The 21,154-nt window shown below is 59.2% G+C and carries 14 protein-coding genes; 4 read left to right on the top strand and 10 right to left on the bottom strand.

The features are described 5' to 3' along the window. Positions 1-30: 30 nt before the first annotated feature. From AC6FTP_RS06645 to AC6FTP_RS06630, 4 genes are all read right to left on the bottom strand, one after another. A complete protein-coding gene (locus AC6FTP_RS06645) occupies positions 31-2,016 on the bottom strand; it encodes an amidophosphoribosyltransferase (protein WP_497206122.1) in 1,986 nt (661 codons plus the stop codon). Between the two features lie 113 nt (positions 2,017-2,129). Next, entirely contained in the window at positions 2,130-3,620 is a 1,491-nt protein-coding gene (locus AC6FTP_RS06640) for an ankyrin repeat domain-containing protein (RefSeq protein ID WP_497206121.1), read from the bottom strand. A 6-nt stretch (positions 3,621-3,626) separates the two neighbouring features. Next, positions 3,627-4,955 (bottom strand): DUF1552 domain-containing protein, encoded by a 1,329-nt coding sequence (locus tag AC6FTP_RS06635; RefSeq protein ID WP_497206120.1) that lies wholly within the window; start codon positions 4,953-4,955, stop codon positions 3,627-3,629. Then, the gene (locus AC6FTP_RS06630; protein ID WP_497206119.1) at positions 4,952-7,144 is read right to left on the bottom strand and encodes a DUF1592 domain-containing protein; all 2,193 of its coding nucleotides are present in this window, start codon (positions 7,142-7,144) and stop codon (positions 4,952-4,954) included. Before AC6FTP_RS06630 ends, AC6FTP_RS06635 begins: the two co-directional genes overlap by 4 nt. Before the next feature lie 116 nt (positions 7,145-7,260). On the opposite strand from AC6FTP_RS06630, the gene AC6FTP_RS06625 reads away from it, so the two are divergent. Next, positions 7,261-12,141, top strand: a complete 4,881-nt coding sequence (locus tag AC6FTP_RS06625; protein ID WP_497206118.1) for a protein kinase domain-containing protein — start codon at positions 7,261-7,263, stop codon at positions 12,139-12,141. A gap of 12 nt (positions 12,142-12,153) precedes the next feature. Continuing rightward, a complete protein-coding gene (locus AC6FTP_RS06620) occupies positions 12,154-13,287 on the top strand; it encodes a hypothetical protein (RefSeq protein ID WP_497206117.1) in 1,134 nt (377 codons plus the stop codon). A gap of 6 nt (positions 13,288-13,293) precedes the next feature. On the opposite strand, the gene AC6FTP_RS06615 is transcribed toward AC6FTP_RS06620, so the two are convergent. Both AC6FTP_RS06615 and AC6FTP_RS06610 read right to left on the bottom strand, forming a co-directional pair. After that, positions 13,294-14,214: a TraB/GumN family protein gene (locus AC6FTP_RS06615; RefSeq protein ID WP_497206116.1), complete on the bottom strand. Its 921-nt coding sequence runs from the start codon at positions 14,212-14,214 to the stop codon at positions 13,294-13,296. A gap of 79 nt (positions 14,215-14,293) precedes the next feature. Then, positions 14,294-15,589 carry a (Fe-S)-binding protein gene (locus AC6FTP_RS06610; RefSeq protein ID WP_497206115.1) on the bottom strand — a complete coding sequence of 432 codons (1,296 nt, stop codon included), beginning with the start codon at positions 15,587-15,589 and terminating at the stop codon, positions 14,294-14,296. Between the two features lie 88 nt (positions 15,590-15,677). On the opposite strand from AC6FTP_RS06610, the gene AC6FTP_RS06605 reads away from it, so the two are divergent. Beyond that, positions 15,678-16,415 (top strand): metallophosphoesterase family protein, encoded by a 738-nt coding sequence (locus tag AC6FTP_RS06605; RefSeq protein ID WP_497206114.1) that lies wholly within the window; start codon positions 15,678-15,680, stop codon positions 16,413-16,415. Here the strand turns inward: AC6FTP_RS06605 and AC6FTP_RS06600 are convergent. Then, positions 16,387-17,367 (bottom strand): AAA family ATPase, encoded by a 981-nt coding sequence (locus AC6FTP_RS06600; protein WP_497206113.1) that lies wholly within the window; start codon positions 17,365-17,367, stop codon positions 16,387-16,389. The genes AC6FTP_RS06605 and AC6FTP_RS06600 overlap by 29 nt on opposite strands. Positions 17,368-17,464: 97 nt before the next feature. Between AC6FTP_RS06600 and AC6FTP_RS06595 the strand changes: the two genes are divergently transcribed. Then, a complete protein-coding gene (locus AC6FTP_RS06595) occupies positions 17,465-18,307 on the top strand; it encodes an NAD(P)-dependent oxidoreductase (protein WP_497206112.1) in 843 nt (280 codons plus the stop codon). On the opposite strand, the gene AC6FTP_RS06590 is transcribed toward AC6FTP_RS06595, so the two are convergent. The 3 genes from AC6FTP_RS06590 to AC6FTP_RS06580 form a co-directional block, all read right to left on the bottom strand. Continuing rightward, positions 18,297-18,824: a hypothetical protein gene (locus AC6FTP_RS06590; RefSeq protein WP_497206111.1), complete on the bottom strand. Its 528-nt coding sequence runs from the start codon at positions 18,822-18,824 to the stop codon at positions 18,297-18,299. The two genes, AC6FTP_RS06595 and AC6FTP_RS06590, sit on opposite strands and share 11 nt — an antisense overlap. Positions 18,825-18,884: 60 nt before the next feature. Then, entirely contained in the window at positions 18,885-19,499 is a 615-nt protein-coding gene (locus tag AC6FTP_RS06585) for a sigma-70 family RNA polymerase sigma factor (RefSeq protein ID WP_497206110.1), read from the bottom strand. Between the two features lie 194 nt (positions 19,500-19,693). Beyond that, positions 19,694-20,992: a glucose-1-phosphate adenylyltransferase gene (locus AC6FTP_RS06580; RefSeq protein ID WP_497206109.1), complete on the bottom strand. Its 1,299-nt coding sequence runs from the start codon at positions 20,990-20,992 to the stop codon at positions 19,694-19,696. Positions 20,993-21,154: the final 162 nt, after the last annotated feature.

Genomic DNA, 21,154 nt, shown 5'->3' with positions numbered 1-21,154 from the left:
GCGCGAGTGTGGCAGCATGAGCTATACGACTCAAAGAAGCGTGTCGTAGGCACGACCTTCTCTCTTGTCGAAGAAGTTCATGAAGGCGCGGTTCACGACGGCAAAACCGCCGGGCGTGGGGTAGTCGCCACTGAAATACCAGTCGCCAAAGCTGGGGCCACCGTCGAGGTCCAGGGCGGCGTGGAGACCGGGGATGGTCTGGAAGATAATCTTCACCTCGCCCTTCCATGAAGTGCGGGTGGGATACACGAGTTGGGCAATTTTGGCGGAGATTTCCTCGGCGGTGAAAGGCGCGTAGATGGCCTTCACCGCATTGCCCATTTCTTCACGCGGCTTCTTCAGCTCGGCGACGCAGGCGTTGTAGGTATCTCGCAGGACATGGCGCATGTTGCGCTCCTTGAGCAGGCTCACAGCAGCCTGGAAGGCGATGAATTTACCCAGCTCGGACATATCAATGCCATAGCAGTCCGGGTAGCGGATCTGCGGTGCGGTGGAGAGCACGAGAATGCGCTTCGGATTCGTGCGGGCGAGGATGCGCAGGAGGGAGGTCTTCAGCGTGGTGCCACGCACGATGCTGTCGTCGATGACGACGAGGTTGTCCTTCTCCGTCACGACGCCGTAGGTGATGTCATAGACGCTGGAAACGAGTTCATCGCGGCCAGTCTCGGAAGCGATAAAGGTTCGCATCTTGATGTCCTTGAGCGCGATCTTTTCAGCACGCGGCCAGTTGCGCAGCACGAGTTCGTCGAGCTTGGCCTCATCAAACTCACCTTTGCGGAGCATCTCCATGAGCGCATCCTTCACCGCCACGCGGCGGCTTTTGCGCAGACCGTCGAGGAAGCCGAAGTAGGCGGTCTCGGCGGTGTTCGGGATGAAGCTGAGCACGGTGTGCTCGAAGTCATTTTCGATGCCTTCGATCACCTGCTCCACGAGCTGCTCGCCGAGGCGTTTGCGCTGTTTGTAGATCTCGGAGTCATTGCCACGGGAGAAGTAGATGCGCTCAAAGGAGCAGGGCTTCGGCTCACGCACGTCGGTGAACTGCTCCATCGTGAGGGTGCCACAGGACTTCATGATGGCGACGTGCGCGGGAGGCAGTTCCTTCACCTCATCTTCGGGCACTTCCAGCACGGACATGAGGGCCACGCGCTCGGAGGCAAAGGCGAGGATCTCGTCATTCTCGTAATACCAGCACGGGCGGATGCCGCTGGGGTCACGCATGACGAAAAGATCGCCACAGCCGATGACGCCGACGATGGCATAGCCACCATCCCAGATCTGTGCGGACTTGCGGACGATGTCGCCCACATTCAGACGCTGGCTGATGTGGTGCGGGATTTCCGTGCCGACCATGCCGCTGTCGCGCAGTTCATGATAGAGCTGCGTGTGCGCTTCATCGAGCTGGAAGCCGATCTCCTCCAGCACGCTCTGCGTGTCCGTGCCGAAGACAGGATGCTGACCGCGCTGCATCATCACGCGGTTGAGTTCGCCAGAGTTCGTGAGGTTGAAGTTCCCCATCACCATGAGACTGCGCGTGGGCCAGGTGGTGCGGCGCAGGTAGGGATGGAGGCAGGCTTTGCCAAGTCCGCCGGAGGTGCCGTAGCGGAGGTGGCCGATATTGATCTCACCGGCGAGCTCGAATTCGCGTTTGATGGCCTCGGGGTCTTCCTCGAAAGGCAGATGCTCCATGCCGGTCTCGTGGCGCTCTTCTTTGCGCTCCCCGTCGATGCGGCGGGCGATGCGCTTGTAGTCCTTGCGGATGTCGGCAAAGACCTGGCCCATCTGCTCCACGGACACATCAAACCGCTCGCGGAAGAGATAAGGCGCGCCGGGTGGCATATCCAGCTTACAGCAGCCGATGCCGATGCCGTCCTGGCCGCGATTGCGCTGCTTCGCCATGAGCGAGGCCAGAAGGTTGAAACCGTAGAGCGCCGTGCCGTAGGTATCCTGGTAGTAAGCCAGGGGCTTTTTCAGTCGCACGACGGCTAGGCCGCACTCATGTCGGATGGGATCGCTCATTCAGGGGTGGGAGAGCACCCATCCTTGGCAGCGATTACGGCCAGCGCAAGAGGGGAGAATCAGAGAACTGGAAACACTGAAAAAGTGAAAGATTTTCTTTCGGCATCGAATCGTCATTTCTGCTCATAGCCTTTCTTCTTCGGCATTGTGTCTCGATCCGGCGGTGGTAGCGGCTGAACGCCTGCGGCGAGCATGATCTGGCTGATGGCCTCGACGGTGGGCACGCTGGGCTTGAAGTTTCCGGGACGGAAACCCTGCGCGATGAGCAGCGGCGTCCAGCCCCTGTCGTTCTTTTGATTCCACACGTCGATCTTCGCGCCTTTAGCGGCGAGGAACTTCGCGACCTTGGGCAGGTTCTTGTAGGCAGCGCCGTGCATCGCGGTCTGGCCTTTCTTATCCACGGCATTCACGTCGGCCCCGAGGCTGATCAAGTATTGGCACGCGGCCACGCATTCATCCTCCGTGCCTGGCTCCTCATCCGGCGCGAGGCAGCCGAGGCCCGCAGCGGCCATGAGCGGCGTGGTGCCGTCCGAGTTCGGATGATGCGGGTCCGCGCCGAGTTCGACGAGCAGCTTCATCATCGGCAGATCGGCGGTCTCGCAGGCGAGCAACAGCGGCGTGGCACCCTCAGTGCTGATGGAGCCCAGCATCTGCAATTTCGCCTTCGCGCCAGGAGGCAGGTTCACATCCGCGCCTTCTTTCACGATCTCGCGAATGAAATCGAGGCTGCCGAGTCTCCCGTGTGTCTCAGGAGGCGGCTGGCCGCTTTCATCATCACCTCGCGGCGGCCTGCGCACCCAGGTAAGTGTGTGCAGTGCGGTGAAGCCGCTGCGCCGGTCATTCGGATCGGCACCGGCTTTGATGAGGTCCATCGCCAACTCGAAGTAGCCGTTCTCGATGGCAAACAGCACCGCGCTGGTTCCATTCGGCGCATCACGTCCACCGGTTTTGTCTTCAGTGAAGATGGCGTCCCTCACGTCCGCACCGTGATGGAGCAGTTTTTTCACCGCCGCAGTCTTCCCCTCGCGCGCAGCAAACAACAAGGCGGTGAAGCCGGACTTCAGCCTGTGTTTCAAGTCCGCGCCGTTTTGAAGGAGCAGCTCGATCACCTCCGCATGCCCTTCCGCCGCCGCCCACATCAGCGCCGTCTGGCCGTTGCGCTCCTGCGCGTCAATCTTCGCTCCCTTTTCGAGCAAAGCCTTCACCGCGCTTGGTCTGCCCGTCCGTGAAGCAATCATGAGCGCGGTCTCGCCACCGCGTTGTTTCACATTCGCATCCGATCCTGCTTCCAACAGCGCCCGCACGATGGTCTCGCTGCCGTTTTGACATGCGAGCAGCAGTGGCGTGATGCCGTAGCGATTCGCGACATCGGCCTTCGCACCCGCTGCGAGCAGTTGGGAGACGATGTCCGCATTGTCGTGATAAGCAGACCAATGCAGCGCCGTGGCACCATCCGCCTGCGTGACGTTTACATCAGCTTTCGCTGTGACTTGCGCCGAAACGGTGGGCCAGTCTTGTTTTTCGGCGGCAGTGACGACCTCAACGCTTAGACATGGATTCCTGCAAAAGCAGAGAACGGCTGAAACAAGTGCGATGCGCAGCATGAGTCTTCAGAGCACTTCAATGATTCCGTTGCTATCCCCAAACTTCTCCAGCTTTACGCCTACTTTATCCAGCAGCGTGAGGTGCAGGTTCGCGAGAGGCACGGTCTTTTCGCTTCGCAGATGACGTCCGCCTTTGACGTCGGCGCTGGCACCTCCGGCGACGATGATGGGGAGGTTGGTATGGTCGTGGACGTTGGGGTTGCCCATGCCGCTGCCGTAGAGCAGGAGGCTGTTGTCGAGCAGTGTGCCATCGCCTTCTTTCGTGGCGGCGAGCTTGGCGAGGTATTCGGCGAAGAGGCTGACGTGGAAGGCGTTGATCTTCGACATGCGCTCGATCTTGGCGGGGTCATTGCCGTGGTGAGAGAGCGGGTGATGCGGATCGCTGACGCCGATCTCGGGATAGGTGCGGTTGGAGGTTTCGCGGGCGAGCTGGAAGGTGATGACGCGGGTGACATCGCCCTGCATGGCGAGGAGTTGCAGGTCAAACATGAGCCGCGCGTGCTCGGCGTAGCTGGCGGGAACGCCGGATGGACGCGAAAGCTCGGGAAGCTCATTTTTGGTGACGGCGGAGACGGCTTTTTCGATGCGGCGCTCGACCTCGCGGATGCTTTCGAGGTAATGGCCCACGCGCTCGCGATCCTGCGGACCCAGTGTCTTCGCGAGGCGCTGCATGTCGTCTTTGACGAAGTCGAGCAAACTGGCGCGGCGTTTTAGAGCGGCCTGGCGGTCGGTCTTGCTGCCGCCATCGCCAAAGAGCTGCTCGAACACAAGTCGCGGGTGCGCCTCGGCAGGCAGCGGCGTGGTCGGCGAGGACCAGGAGAGATTGTTTTGATACACGCAGGCGTAGCCATTGTCGCACTGGCCGACGACCTGCATCAAATCCATGGCGAGTTCGAGCGACGGGAGCTGCGTCTGCTGCCCGATGGCCTTCGCGGCGATCTGGTCGGCAGTGGTGCCATTGTAATAGTCGCTGCTTTCGGTGTGCTTCACGCGAGCGGCGCTGAGGAAGGAGGCGTTCGATGTGGCATGAGTGCCGGGATACGCAGGTTCGAGTTCGAGATTGGAAATGACCGTGCAGTGCTGCTTCACCGGCTCCAACGACTTCAAGATGGGCGAAAGCTCGCCGAGCGTGTCTGCCTTGCCGAGCGACCAGCGCGACTGATCACAGCCCATCGGGATGTAGATGTAGTTCAGGCGCTTCGCAGGCTGCACGACTCGATTGGCAGCCGTTGCGGCGGGAACCATCGCATCGAGAAACGGCAGCGACAGCGTGGCACCGACGCCGCGCAGCAGCGTACGGCGGGAGAGGGACTTGCGCGTGGTGTAGGTGCTCATGGCTCGGTGGATCTCATGGTAAACGGAACACTGGTCGCGATGCCGACAATGATTTCGGAAAACCGCCAGCCCTTCTTTCCTGCTGAGCGCACGATCTTCCGCACAGCGGGTGCATCGGCCGCCACAAGACCACGACCGAGGGCGTAGGTGAGGAGTTTTTCAGTGAGGGCGGTGACGAAGAGTTCGGGGCGCTTGAGCAACGCGTCCTCCAAGCCTGCCACACCTTCAAACTCACTGCCATCGGCGAAACCGCCGCGTGAATCGGCCCCGGCATGCCAGCGGCCAATGGCGTCGTAGTTTTCGAGAGCGAAGCCGACGGGGTCCATGAGGTTGTGACAGCTCGCGCAGGCGGCCATTTCGCGATGTTTGGCGAGGCGTTCGCGAATAGGCAAAGACTCGGAGATGACACCGTCGAGCGCAGGCACATTCGGCGGCGGAGGTGGAGGCTCGGTGGCGAGAAGGTTCTTCAAGATCCAATGCCCGCGAATCACGGGCGAGGTGCGTGTGGCATAGCTGGTGACGGTCAATATGCTGCCCTGGCGCAACAGGCCGCCACGCTGCCATTCGGGCTCTAGTTTCGTCTCGCGGAAGCGGCTGCCTTGGATGTGCGGGATACCGTAGTGCGCGGCGAGGCGCTCATCGAGCCAGGTGTGGTCGGTGCGGAGAAGTTCGAGCACACTGAGGTCGTTTTTGACGATGTCCTCGAAGAGCAGGCTTGTTTCAGCGCGGAGGGATTCGCGGAGATTGTGATCGAAGTCGGGGAAGAGCCGCGCATCGGGCGTGATGGAGTCGAGATTGCGCAGATAGAGCCATTGATCGGCAAAGTTCGTCACCAGCGCCTTCGCTCGCGGATCACGCAACATGCGGCGGGCTTGGGATTCGAGATCGAGAGGTCGCTGCTTGAGCAGTTCTTCATCAGGAAGGCTGCTCCAAAGAAAGAACGACAAGCGAGAGGCGAGCGCGGCATCATCCATCTTTGTCTCGGTGCGAAAAAGAAATTCGCGGCTGACTAAAATGGCCGCCAGGGCCGATTCGATGCCGGATTCGAGCGTCTTCGCCTCTTGCACGAATGGCAGCACGCGTTCGAGATCCGCATCCGTGATTTCTCGACGCCAGGCACGACGTAGAATGGGCGCGAGGATGGCTTTTGCTTCCGTTTTGCCTTGGCCGAAGATGGAGAGTCGGCCTGGCGTTTCGCCCGCGCCTTTCGCATCGAAGGGGCCGGTGATCGTGACCTGATAAATGGCTGGCGAGAGACGCGGATGACGGTGGAAGTTGAAGCTGACCTTGTAGGGCTGTCGCAGCCGTTCGAGCACTGGTGAACCGTTTGGCAGGAAGGTCACGCCGAGGTCATGCTGGCCGCTGCTAACATGAAAGCGCGTTTTGAGGTGCGCGTCGATCTTCTCCTGGTTTTTATCCTTCGTCTGTTTGACGCTGAACTCGGCTTTCACATCGCGATTGAGCAGCACCTGAAGCTGATGCTCGCCACGCATGCCCTCGACCTGTTCGTTGCGGTCGCGCTGGAGGCGGATTTGCACCTCGTAGTCGCCTTCCTGCGCGAACACATGAGGAATCAGGACCCCGCCACGCGTGCCGAGCGGCAGGCCAGGCACATGATATTCCTGCGTGATGTCCGGCCTCACGCGGACAGCGGTGATTTCCGGCTCTTTGCTCGATCCAACGGCCTGACGCGCGATTTTCTGCGCGGCGCTGATGTAGCGGTCGAGCAGTGCGGGCGGCAGATCACCAACGGTGATGTTGTCGAAGCCGTGGCTGATCTCGTCTGTGGGAAAGGCGGCCTTCGCGTCGAACTCGACTGCCAGCAGATCACGCACGGCGTATTGATACTCAGTCCGCGTGAGACGGCGGAAAGCAGGGCCGGCGACAAGCTTCGGCGACTGTGCATCCAACGTCTCCACCAACGATTGCACGAGTTGCTCATACCCCGCCTCGTCGGGCCGCTTTTTCCCGATGGGCGGCATGTGGCGTGCATTGAGCTGTTTCGCGACGTTCTCCCATGTTTCTGCATGCTTCGCTATGTCATCCCTGAGGATCGAATCGAGATCGATGCCGCCTTTTTTCGTCTCCGAGTCGTGGCAGTCCACGCAGTAGCGCTCCAGCACTGCACGTGGAGGCACTTCGGCGAAACTGGTCAGGCCAAGACTGATGAGAAGAAGACAAAGACGCATCGGGTATGAAACGAACGACCTGAGGCTACACTGACAGACTTCTGCCATGCAATGCCAGCCTGCATGGCAAAGGACTGTTTGCACGCTCGTGCCATCTCCTGCATGATCCGCCACGAATGAAGCAAAACGGGCATGATTCTGAAGCAGCCGGAACTCCTTCCGGCTCATCATCCTTCCAAGACGAGACGCACCGGGCCTGGGAATCGGTGGAGCGGACGCTGAAGGTGATCATGTTCACGGACATTCAGTCGTCCGTCAGATTGCAGGAGAGCATCGGCACGACACGCTATGCGGTGCTGCTGAAGCGACACGATGAGCTTTTCGCCCAGGCGATGGATGCCGTGGACAATGGAATGATCGTCAAGCACACCGGAGATGGCTTCCTCTCGGTCTTCAGCCGGCCCAGTGATGCCGTGATGGCAGCACTGCGTTTCCAGTGGTTGCTGCATAAAGAAAACTGGTCGGCAAATGCCAGCATCAGCGCCCGTGTCGGCATCCATGAAGGTGAGGTTTTGGCGATGCCATCAGGCAGCGATGGGCCGGGGATGGTGGGTGCGGCGGTGAATCTGGCAGCGCGGGTGATGTCACTCGCCACAGGCGGGCAGATCCTGGTGACCCGGTCAGTCTTTGATGCATCGCGGCAATATGTACGCGGTGTGGTGCATGTGACGGAAGAGGAGGCTCAGCTCGGCTGGGAGGCGCATGGCGCTTACTTGGTGAAGGGCATCGACGCCCCTGTGGAGATCTTCGAGATCGGCGTGCGCGATCTGGCACCCTTCGTAAAACCAGCGAGCGGCCTGGAGACGGTGCGCTCTGTTTCCGCAGAGGAAGAACCCATGCTAGGCTGGCGACCCGCGATGGCGATGGAGGTTCCGCTGCGCCCCGGATGGGAACTCGATGCCAAGTTGGGCGAAGGCGGCTTTGGTGAGGTCTGGCTGGCAAGGCATCGGCAGACACGAGAGCAGCGAGTCTTCAAGTTCTGCTTCGATGCACAGCGACTGCGTTCCTTTAAGCGTGAACTGGCTCTTTTCCGGCTGATCCGAGAGCGCCTGGGCGTGCGGCGAGACATCGCCTGTCTGCATGAGGTCCAGCTTGATGCCGCGCCGTTTTTTTTGGAGAGCGAGTACTGTGAAGGCGGTGTGCTGGATGAATGGTTGCGGGTTCGCCGCAAGGCCGACAAGCCGATCCCTCTCCTGGGAAGACTGAAGGTGCTGGCGCAAGTGGCTCGTGCTCTCGGGGCCGCCCACTCGCTTGGCATCATCCACAAGGACGTGAAGCCATCGAACATCTTCATGGAGGTGGATGGCGAGGGGAAGGTGCAGCCGAAACTCGCGGACTTCGGCATCGGTGTGGTGGTGGACAGCAATGTATTTCAAGGCTTGGACATCGGCTTTTCGGAAGGCTTCACGCTGACGGTGGATGCAAGCCGCACGGGCACGCGGATGTATTCGGCGCCAGAGTACATGATTGGAAAGCCGCCATCGGTGCAGGGGGACATCTATTCCCTCGGGGTGCTGCTTTATCAGATGATCATCGACGACTACGAACGTCCGCTGGGCGTCGGCTGGCAGCGTGATGTGGATGATCCACTGCTGATCGATGACATCGAACGCTGCGTGGATGTGGAGCCGGAGCGTCGGCTGGGCAGTGCGCTGGAGCTGGCCGAACGGCTGGAGACTCTGGAAGAGCGGCGCGCGGCGAGGAAGCGCGAGATCGAGGATGAACGTGAACGCGTGCGTCAGGCAGAAGAACTGGTGATCCATAAACGTCGTGTGCGTGTGGCCTGGACAGCCATGGCATTTGCGGCGTGCATCATCGGTGGCCTCACTGTGATCCTGCTTCAGCTTTCTGAATCCAATCGTGCCGCGCTCCGCCATGCGGAGGAGATCGAGACCGAGCGGCAGCGTGTGGTCACGCAGACGGAACTCGGGCGGGAACGCCTTTATGTGGCGGACATGCTGGCGGTCACTGAGGAGGTCATCCGGCGTCGCGCCGAAGGAGCACGCGAGCTGGTGAACGGCCAGCGTCCCCTGCCCGGCCAGCGAGATCTCCGTGGCTGGGAGTGGTTCTTCGCCGACTCGCTGCTGAACAATGGCGACATGTCCGCGAAGGTATCAAACAAGCCTTTGCGAGCGCTTGTCATCAGTCCGGATGGCACTGAAGCAGCCACTGGCGGTGAGAGCGGCGAGGTTTCCATCTGGAGCACGCATTCACTCACTCGACTGCGCGCCTGGAGCGGCGAAGGCCAGTCCGTGCAGGCACTCGTCTGGCCAAAAGAAGGCGGGCTGGCCGTGGGACTGGCAAATGGTGAAATCGTGCGGATCGAGTCAGCCAAAATGACTGTACTTAAACGCTGGCGGGCTCATGTGGGAGAAGTGACCACCCTGCATGTGAGCAAAGCCGATGGCATGCTCATCTCAGGCGGTGATGACGGCGCGCTGCACTGGTGGAAGGATGGCAAATCCACGCACTCATGCCAATGGCAGGGGCCGATCTCTGCGGTTGATGACAGTGATGATGGCACGCAGGTGGCCGTGGTGCTGGCCAATCCTGCACGACTCGTGACCGGGGCTGCGGACCAGCTCCAAAAGATGCCAGAGAAGCCAATCAACCGAGCCAAATCACCGCTGGCCTGGCGCCCACGCTCCGCTGACCTTGCTTTGGCGATGGATGATCTGCCGATGACCACATGGAATCCCGTGGCGGCCATGCATGAGTTCAGCATCGAGAAAGATCAGAGCCCGGGATCAACCTCACTCGCCTGGTCACCCGATGGTGCGATGGCCGCGATCGGCGGAGTGGATGGCAAGATCATGCTCATTGATGCCGTGCGCCGAATCGAGCCGCGCCTGCCTGCGTATGGACATCGAGGCCCGGTGACCGGCCTGTGCTGGTTGAACGGACGCGAGCGGCTCCTCTCCGTGGGTGCAGATGGCACTCTGCGCGCCTGGGATGAACTCCGGCACTCAGCACAGGCCTCCAGCATCGAACTGGGCGGACAATCATCTGATGTGGCTTTTCATCCGACCCTGGACCAGGTCGCCGTGCTGCTGGCAGGCGATGAGGTCAGGTTGCTGGATGGGCACAGTTGGCAGATTTTGTGGAGCCAGCCCATGCCGCAGGCCTTGCCAGATCAGTCAGTGCATCGTGGCGGACATCTCGCCTTCAGCCCGGATGGTGAATGGCTCGCCGCTGCCTGCCCTGGGCGTGGCTGGGTGGCCTGGCATTTAAAGAAAGGCCAGCGCCATACTGAAGCTGAGCCAACGAAGGTGCAAAGCATCGAATGGACCGCTGACAGTCAGTCACTGATCATCCGCCATGAAGAGGGCTGGCGCAGCATTCCGCTGAATTCCATGCCGGGCACACCCTTCATCGGCGGTAAGGGCGAGGCGGCCTGGGCTGGAGGTGTGGGAGTGGACAAGATCGGCGTCGTGAGTCTGCTGGCCGATGGCTGGCATGCCCGCACGCACTCGGCTGAAACTGGTGCCATCACCCATGACACACCTTTGCCAGAAGCCCTCGGCACACCGACCTGCGCGCGGGCACTGATGGAGAAAAGCCTGCTCGCCATCGGGTTCGACACCGGACTTCTCATCTGGCTGGACGTGGACACGGGAAAGATGTCCCGACCACCGTTGTCCCATGTCGGGCCGCTGCTTGCCATCGCGTGGCATCCCGATGGAGATCGCCTCGTTTCTGCCGGTGCTGATGGCAGCGCGCGTGTCTTCAATGTCAGTCAGGTGGCACAGACTTGGTCCATCGAGACGATGCTGCCGGCTGACATCGTCGCCACAAGTTGGAGTGCGGACGGCAGCAGGCTGATCGTCGCCGCCGGCTCCATCACTCGTGTGCCACACTTTGATGCCACACAGTCCATGGCGCGCGAGAAACGCCTGCCCGTGATGAAGTCGGATGAGAGCCGTCTTCAACGTGCTTTCCGCGGACTGGAAAGCAGCCCCGAGGAAGTCTTCTCGTGGCGTGAGGTTGGATCTGCTCTGGCTGAAATGCCCACGGCGGGTGAGAAATCTGAAGCTGAGCTGCTAGCCGCCGCCACAACACTGGGGCAGCAGGGCCTCACTGCTCCGGGGGAAAGCTACGCAGGCGATGCTTCCATGATCATTCGCGAGTGGCGAGGCCATGTCATTCCACTCGTCCTGCAAATCAATCAGGCATGCGTGCTGGAGCAATGGCTGGAGGTGGCTGCACTCACGCGTGACATGCCAGCTTCCATCGCCAGTGCGCCATGGATTCTGCTGCGCCGAGCGCAGGCCTTGGAGAAATTAAACCGGCCTGTGGAAGCGGGCAAAGCGGGCATGGAAGCGTGGGCAGCTTACCAAAAGGTGCTCTCATTACCAGAGGCGGACATCGAACCTACGATCAGTAAAGTCACGCCGCGTGCGGTGAATCTGAAACCCTGGTCCATGATCCGAAAGAGCGATGAATGGACCGGAGGCCGAGGCAACACTCTCAGCGTTCTGCCCGATGTCCTCCAGCAGGCTGGCTTCGCCTTTGAATGTGGTGACTTCATTCAACTCGCGGGCAATACCCTGCGCCTGAGCAGTGGACGAATGCTGCCACGAGCCACCGGCTGGATCTCGCTCGGCGGCCCGGCAGATCGTGTAGCCTTTCTGCTTGGTGCCTGCTCGATCCGCGAGAGCGGTGCATTCGGAGACCATGCTACGGCCAGCCTTTTCCTGCAAAGGAGCAGTGGTGCAGTGACCATCGTCCCGCTCATTTACGGTCAGAACATCTGGGATTGCTGGAATCCTCCCGGTGGTCAGGTGGAACGAGCCCCGGACAACGCCATCGCCTGGCTAGGGATCACGGACTACACGCGCGACCGCCAGCATGGTCTGGCCTTCTTCCGTTTTGACTGGGAAGCTGCGGCAAAGACAGATCCCGTGACGGCCTTCTCAGTCATTTCCAACATGCGCGCGCCTGCGCCGATGATCATGGCCGTTGAGGTGCTGCCACCCACCACGCCGACGGGCAATTAATCCACCTGACTCATGCGAGCCGTCACTGTCGTCAGCCCTGAGTTTGAGAGGCTCGGTTTTGAAGCAGCTCATCGTTTCTGGCAGTTCACCGGCATCGATGTGGATGTGGTGCGCTGTTCTGCTGGCGACAGCCACCGGGTAAAGCTGGAAACGCTGCGGGACGCCGCCAAATCTGACTGGCGCTTCTTTTTCGATGCTGACTGCTGGCTGGTGCGACCTTGCCACGAGCAAGTGCGCGCACTGCTCGGGCCATGGGTCGCTGGTGCGCCCATCCCGGGCGTCATGGCGGATTTTCAGGCGCGCGAGTATGGCTTTGATCCGCGCTGCCGCATCACCAGTGGCTTCCTGGCCATTGATCCGAATCTGCCCCACTGGGATGCCGCGCTGCGACTGGCTTTGGAGCTTCAGTTGTCTGATCCAAATCGAGACGAGGTGTTTCTCAATTCAGCGCTGCATCATTTTCATCTGCCTGTGCGCGTGATCGATGGCGGTTGGAACTGGTATTTGAGCTACCCTTATGGCTATCAACCCAATGTCATCTGGGCGGTCCATGCGGGAGGCTGCCCAGTGAGCGAACGATTCCCCATGCTGGAACAAGCGGCGAAACTGGTGACCACCGACACCTGGGGGCTGGATGATCCTGAAGTGGCATGGCTCGGTAAGTTCGCTCGAATCCTTGTCGCGCGGGGGATGCAGCGGGTCGTTGAATTCGGGCCTGGTCGCAGTACGGGCGCGCTGCTGGCGGCGGGATGTCGCGTGACTTCATGCGAGACCAGTCCGCAGTACTTCTGCGCTCTTCGTGCCGCCCATGCCGGTGAATCTAATCTCACTCTCCTGCTGACCAGGCACGAACCGGGTCTGAGTCATCTGAACGCCGCTGCGGACTGGGCCGTGGTGGATGGCCCGCTGGGCAGCCTGCAAGTCGATGGCAAAGCACGCTGGCATCAGCTCACCTGGAGCGCTGCCCGTTGTGGCCTGATCCTTCTGCATGATTCGAAACGCGACGGTGAGCAACGCAGCATTCAAGCCCTGCGAGCTGAAGGCTGGAATGTCATCGACATCGAGACTCCTCGCGGTTTTTCGCTGCTTTGGCGCGGATGTGAAGATGTCATCGAAGTCCTGCAACCATCCCTTTCCTTCCCGTGAAGCTGCTCAGGACGAGGGCAGCAGTTCAGGCACCTCGCTGATGTGTCGCACGCGACAGCCACGCTGGCGGAGCAGGGCAATGACACCATCGGGATCACCTCCGAGATGACCCGCGCCAACGAGGATCATGGCGCTTTCACCTTTCTTCAGCAGAGCATCAAGACGGTCGATCCAGGCGTGGTTGCGCCGGTTGATGAAGAGGTCCATCAGCTCAGGATACTTCTCCGCTTCGCGGTTGAGCAAAGCATGGAGCGCATCCAACTCCCCCTCCTTCCATGAGGAGATCATCTTTTCATACTCCTGCGGCAGCGTGCTGACCTCGGCGAGTGTCTGCTCCAGCATCTCGGTTTGTTGTTTGCTGGTGAGCTGGGAAAAGAGCTGAAGCTGAAGCTCCACCGTTTCGAGCCCTTCGCCGGGCTTGCGATCCCCGGCAGCACGCTCTTCGAAGTGTTGATCAACCCCGCGATCAGCCTTGGCGCCGAGAGCGCTGTATTCAGTGCTGGTGATGACGAGTGAAGCGAGCCAGGGACGGAAGCGGGCCAACTGAGCTACGCTCATGCTGCGAGTCTTTGCCCATGAGCTAAGGCGACTCCAGATGGCAGGCCCGACACTGGCTTCCAGGGTCTCACCCTCTGGATATTGACCAAGTTCCATGAGCCTCGTCTGAAATTCAGGTGCGGAACTGGCACCGGGAGGCAGTTCAAAGATGAGCTGGCTGGCGTGCTGGTAGGCGATGTCATATCCCCCGGCGAGTGGGTAGTCGCTCTCGCGCAGAATATGAATGGTGCCACAGAGGAAAAGGCGTCCGGGCTGGCCTTCACGATCCGCCACCCAGACAGTGCCGCGCGAACGATGAGAGGTTTCGTCACTAGGCTTTTTCTCCGGCTGCGGACGGCAGGCGATGATGCCAACCAACAGGGGAAGCATGAGCGAGATGCGGGTGTAATTCACGCGAAGTGAAGACACCCGCCGCCCGACGATGGCAAATGGAACTTCCTGAGGCTGGTCAGACTTTGTCAGCCTGGCGATAAGCACGCGCGAGCAAGGTCACCGGCTGGGTCACTTCGACTCCCCTGCCCCGCAATCCATTGGCGAGCTGGAGATGGCAGCCGGGATTCGAGGTGGCCACACAGGAGGCGCGGGTGCTCTCGATGTGGGTGACTTTGCGGACGAGCAGCTTCGCCGACTGCTCGGGCTGGGTGATGTTGTAGATGCCAGCACTGCCGCAACACCAGTTGCTTTCGGGGAGTTCCTTCAAAACGAGGCCTGGAATGGCTTGCAGCACTTGCCGTGGCTGAGAGGTGACTTTTTGCCCATGGCAAAGGTGACAGCTCTCGTGGTAGGTCACCTCGCTCGCATCCGCACCCTGCTCGGGTTTGCGGATGCCGATGTGGACCAGCCACTCGTGGATGTCCTTCACCTTCCGATCCCACTGCCGGGCGCGTGCTGCGTAGAAGGCATCTTCATGGAGAAGGTGACCGTATTGCTTGAGATGCGAGCCGCAGCCGCCGGCATTGGTGATGACGGCATCGAGAGAGTCGAGGTCAAAGCTATCGATCTGCCGACGAGCGAGTTCGCGAGCGAGTTCGAGTTCGCCATTGTGGGCATGAAGAGAGCCGCAACAGGACTGGGAGCGCGGGGTGATGACTTCGCAGTCGTTGGCGAGGAGCACATCAGCGGTATCACGATTGATGTTGGAAAAGGCGAGGTCCTGGACGCAGCCGGTGAGCAACCCGACGCGGTATTTGGGCTTCGCCAAAAGGTCCGGCGACTCCAACGGCGCGATGAGGGAATCGGAAAAGGCATCAGCCATCAGCGGTGTCTGAGGCTCTAGATCACGCAGGTGCTTGGGCAGAAGTCCGAAGAACTTCACACGGCGCATGAGGCCATCCATGCCGGTTTTCTGCCAAAGACGCAGCCCCCAACCAGCAAGACGCAGCAACCGAGGATGCATGAAGAGGACATTCAGCGTGAGCCAGCGCCAAAAATCGCGCTCAGGTGTCTGCGCCACGCCGCTGCGCTCGATCTCACCACGTGCAGTCTCGAAGAGTTCGGCATAATTGACGCCAGCCGGGCAGGCTGTCTGACAGGCGAGACAGCCGAGACAGTAGTACATTTCATCGGCGAACTCACGGCTGACGGTGAGCTCTCCATCCGCCACGCTGCGCATGAGTGAGATGCGCCCACGCGGGCTGTTGCGCTCGCGTTTTGTCTCGACGTAGGTCGGGCAGGTAGGCAGGCACATGCCACAATGCATGCACTGCTGGAGCACTGAGTAGTCGAGAGACTGAAGGAGATTCATAGAGGTGCGAATGATAGTCGGTTCGGAGAAAAGTCATGTCTGAGTTGGTCCCAGCTTGCGCAAAGCGGTCCGCAGGCCAGAATACTGAATGCGAACACTGGTGATCGGCGACATCCATGGCTGCTCCAAGGCCCTGCGCACGTTGCTTGATGCCGTGAAGCCGGGATCTGATGACATATTGATCACTCTGGGTGATTATGTCGATCGAGGCCCTGACTCGAAGGGGGTGCTGGACATGTTGATCGCTCTGGAGAAGCGCACCCAGCTCAAGCCTCTGCTTGGCAATCATGAGATTTTTTTTCTCGATGCATTGAATGCCAGAATCGATCCCACGGGATGGCTGCGGGTTGGGGGGGCGGAGACGATTGCATCCTACTCGCCAGATCCATTCGATATGGCCTGGGACAAGGTCTCTCCAGAGCACGTAGAGTTTCTTTCCGAACGCTGTCTGAGGCACTACGAGGACGAGCATCACATTTATGTCCACGCGAATGCCAATGCCTACTTCCGCCTCAGCGACCAAAGCGATGACTGGCTGTTCTGGACGCGTTTTGATGATGCCTTTCCGCATATCTCCGGCAAAAAAATGATCTGTGGTCATACCGCACAAAAAAGCGGACTGCCGAACGTGAAGCCTTTCGCCATTTGCTTGGACACCTGGGGTTATGGACAAGGCTGGCTGACCTGTCTGCATGTGGAGACGGGGGATCTGGTGCAGGCAAATCAAGCTGGTGATCTGCGAAGGATCTCTCTCAGGGAACTCGATGAAGCTCCGGCCAACGCCGAAACCCTTCAAATCAAGCTGCCTGCTGCGCAGGAGTCTTGACCTGATCCAGCAGCTTGGTGATCACGTCGTCGATTTTCACCTGCTGTGCCTCACCTTCGAAATTCAAGATGATGCGATGACGCAGTGCCACATGGGCGAGGGCACGAATGTCATCGGTGCTGACAGCCGTGGCTCCATTGACAGCAGCCAGCACACGCGCGCCCCGGATTAGACTTTGCAGTCCACGCGGGCTGCTGCCATAAGCGACGAACCTTTGAACTTCAGAGAGCGCACCGGGCTGCTCGGGATGGGTGGCAAGCACGAGTCGGCTGGCATAATGGGCGACGGGATCAGCGACGGGGATCTCGGCCAGTTCTTTTTGCAGACGGATGAGATCAGCACCGCTCATCATGCTGGAGAGTTTTGGTTCGGAAAAGCCCGTGGTTCGGCGGCTGATCTCCACCAGGGACTCGAGATCCGGGAAAGGCACTCGCACCTTGAACATGAACCGGTCCAACTGCGCTTCAGGCAAAGGATAGGTGCCCTCCATCTCCATCGGATTCTGAGTAGCGAGCACGAAGAACGGCTCTGGAAGTGTGTGGCGCTCGCCCCCCGTGGTCACAGCCCGCTCTTGCATGACTTCGAGCAGGGCTGCCTGGGTCTTGGGTGTGGCTCGGTTGATCTCATCCACGAGGAGCAGGTTTTTAAAAACCGGTCCTTTCTCGAAAAACATCACGCGGCGGCCATGCTCGTTCTCGTTCACGATGTGAGTGCCCAGGATGTCTGCGGGCATGAGATCGGGGGTGCATTGCACGCGTCCAGGCTCCAGGCCGATGACCTGCGAGAGCGTGCGAACGAGGAACGTCTTTCCCAAACCAGGCACGCCTTCCAAAAGCACATGCCCTCCGGCAAAGACGGCCACGAGCACATCCGTGAGGAGCTGGTCATAGCCCACGATGGCCTTTTGGAGTTCTGTTTTGAGCTGACCGAAGAGTGTACGAAAAGGTGACATGAGGGTGTGGGCTGCGGATGGATAGGCGGCTGCCGTGCCGGTGCAAAGGAAAGCACGGGACGCTTGCCAGTCTGTCCATTCCGATTCACATCAGATCATGAACAATCCAATACCCCATGTCGGCATTCTAGGTCTAGGCATCATTGGCAGCCGAGTGGCAGACAATCTCCGCAAGGCAGGTCACAATGTCTTCATCTGGAGCAGGACAGGCCGCGCAGTCCCCGAATCACAACCCAGTCCGCGTGCGGTGGCCGAGGCATCGCAGGTGATCCAGATCTTCGTTCGTGACGATGCCGCCCTATTGGGAGCCGTGCATGAAATGCTGCCCGAGTTAACCGCGGATCACGTCATCATGAATCACGCCACTGTGAGCAAAGCCGCCACCCTGGAGGCTGCCCGCCTTTGTGAACAAACGGGAGCAGCTTTTCTGGATGCCCCCTTCACCGGCAGCAAGATGGCTGCCCAGAATGGCAAGCTCTGCTATTACATCGGCGGCTCCACTGAGGTGCTGGAACGTGTGCGTCCTGTGCTCGAAGCCAGTTCTTCGAAAATCGTCCACCTGGGTGCCATCGGTGATGCGATGGTTCTGAAGATCGTGACCAATCTTGTGACCGCAGTCACGGTCAAGGCACTGGCCGAAGCAGCCGCCATCACGAAAGGGCATGGAGTACCACTTGAGTCACTCAAAACAGCTCTCGAATCCAACGCCAACTACAGCATGCTCATCGGTATGAAGCTGCCGGCCATCATGAACGGGGATTATGAGGCTCACTTCTCCCTGATCAACATGCTCAAGGATGCCGACTTCGCGCGCTCTCTTGCATCGGATTCAGACACGAAAACACCCGCGCTGGATTGCACGGCAGAAGCCATGCGCGCGGGTGTGAATGAGGGGCTGGGAGATCTCGATTTTTCAGTAATCGGGAAACTCAGCGAATGAATTCAGACATGGGCTGCAATTCAGCCGAAATCGGCATCGCAGCACCTGAGACACCGACAAGCTGCGTATTCTCACTTCCCTGAATCTCTTCACTATTGAAGTGGCGGCTGAGCAGGATGCCTTCGATCTCAAGTTGACGGCCTTGCTCCACCTCACGGATCAATTCACTTTCCAAAGTCAGTGCCGGTTGAGCCGAGAGTGCCGTTGGCATGGTCTGAGTCGAGGCAAAAGTTTCCTGCGCGACACCTGCTTTGCCAGCACTTGAAATAGCCATGGTTCCCCAGGCAGCCACCGCCGCGACACAGGCCGTAACCATCGCAGCAGTCCACCTTGGCGAGACAAGATTGTCCCAGAAGGTTGTCATGCGCTCCCAAAGCAGGCCACGAGCAGATTGCCGAAGCAACTCAGAACGCTGACGCTGATGGAAGCGGGTCACGAAGTCTTCCACAAAATCTTCCCCTGGGGTCTCATACCTTTTTAGTCGAATGATACGCTGCAGGTTATCAAAGTCGCTCATGGGTGTGTAGATGGTGGTGGTTTGAACGGTAACGGGTAGTTGAATTAGGATAAGAAGCAGTTATTTGACCAAATCCTCCAGGAGACTTTGCAACAACCGGTGCGCATAGAACAACCTGGAACGAACCGTGCCCTCTGAGACGCCCAGAATCTTGCTGATCTCATTGTGCTGGAGACCCTGGACATCGTACAGCGTGACGACGGTTCGATGGTCCTCAGACAGCTTCATCAAAGCCTCGTTCAACCTTTTTTGTAATTCGTGAATATTCACCTCCCGGACCGTGTCCCGGTTGGCGGTGGTGATCTTGATGAAGTCAGGATCGTTATGGATGCCGCTGTCCACGTCATCCAAGCTGACCTTGGTATATCGCCCCCGCTTCTTGAGGAAGTTCAGTGTCATGTTCACCGAGATCGAATAGATCCAGGTGTAGAAGGAAGACTTGCCTTGGAATCGCTTCAGGGCTCGGTAAGCCTTGGCAAAGATCTCCTGGAGAAGATCGGACGTGTCTTCTCGGTTCGAGGTCATGTTATAGACCAGTCCATAGAGCTTGGGGGTGTACTTACGCACCAGTTCATCAAAGGCCCGAGTATCTCCAGCTTGTGAACGCTCCACGAGAATCCTGTCTTCAGCAGCGCTGCTGTTGGGTGGGGATTCGGAGACTATGGCGGGTTCCATCACGGAATGTATATGCGGTGTGATTACAGCTTCTAATACGTCAGCAAATCACCTCCCAGATAGAGAGACAAGTTTTTCTTCTCGTCTTGGCACGAATTGCCAACTGACAAAATCATCCAGAATTTTGATCAAACAGTCAGTCCCGGCCTTCGATCGGCTGGCATGTCTGTGTTGCTGCCTAATAACAAACTGGATCAAATCCAGGTCCCCGCCGGGATCACCGTGTCCTTCGGAATCACCACGATGCCATCACGAATGCAGTAAAGCTCGTGGTCCATGTTCTCGGGTTTGCCGTGCGGGGTGATGACGGTGTTGTCGCCAATATGGACGTTTTTATCAATGATCGTGCGCTCGATGCGGCAGTTGCGGCCAATGCCAGGCGCGGGCTTGTCGGGATCAGTGCCAGCGGCTCCAGCGTAATAGTCGGCTCCCATGATGATGACCTCCCTCAAAGTGGTGCCGCTTTCAACGATGGAGCGAATGCCGACGACGGCTGTTTCGACATGAGCATCGGTAATGATGCAACCATCGGAGAGCAGTGCCTCACGGATGGTCGCACCATTGATCTTCGTGGCAGGCAGGAAGCGGGCGTGAGTATAGATAGGGGCGGTGGAATCGAAGAAATCGTACTGCGGGACGAGCTTGCAGAGATCTAGGTTCGCTTCAAAGAACGAGCGGATGGTGCCGATGTCCTCCCAGTAGCCCTGGAAATTGTAGGCGTGGACTTTGCGGTCGCGGATGGCAGCAGGGATGATGTGCTTGCCGAAGTCCATGCAATCGTTGTCCAGACAGTCGATCAGCGTCTGGCGGTTGAAGACATAGATGCCCATGCTGGCTTGGTAGCGCGCCTCCTTGGCATCGAGCCCCAATTCGGTCAGTGTCTCAGCAGGCATCCGCAGAGTTTCGAGCAAGGTGGGATCTTTCGGCTTTTCCACAAACTCACGGATGCGTCCGCTGGGCTCCGTTTTCATGATGCCAAAGCTCGTCGCATCCCTCGCATTCACCGGCAGCGTGGCGATGGTGAGTTCCGCACCGGTCTTGATGTGCTGAGTCATCACCTCGCGGAAATCCATGCGGTAAAGCTGATCCCCACTGAGGATGAGATAGTAGTCGTAATCGTTCTCGGTGAAGTACCGCATGTTCTGCCTCACGGCATCGGCGGTGCCCTGATACCAGCGTTCACCATCCGGTGTCTGCTGCGCCGCGAGCACTTCCACAAACCCGCGCGTGAACTGGTCAAACTTATACGTCCGCGCGATGTGGCGGTTCAGGGACATGCTGTTGTACTGCGTGAGCACGAAGACCTGACGCACTCCATAGTTTATGCAGTTGCTGATCGGGATGTCCACGAGACGATACTTGCCCGCCAGCGGCACGGCAGGTTTCGCACGGTCTTTCGTGAGGGGGAAGAGGCGCGTTCCTGCTCCACCGCCCATGACGATGGCCAGTGTGGAACGACGCAAGGCAGTATCGACGGCAACTGTGTTAGACATATCGGAATGGGATAGGTGCTGTTTTCCTGGAAAAAACGGACTAAGGCAAGGCGTTTCCACCGCAGGTAAGTTGAAACACGCCTTTGTTTCTCCTCCACCATGCCCCCAACCCCCACCTCTGCCATGTCCCCGCTTGTGAATCGCTCCCTTCCCCTTGTCCTC

The sequence above is a fragment of the Prosthecobacter sp. genome (genome assembly GCF_044378005.1).
In the GTDB taxonomy this organism is placed as follows: Bacteria; Verrucomicrobiota; Verrucomicrobiia; order Verrucomicrobiales; family Verrucomicrobiaceae; genus Prosthecobacter.
Note: the sequence above shows the minus strand (reverse complement) of the source record. Positions and strands in the feature narration are given on the sequence as shown.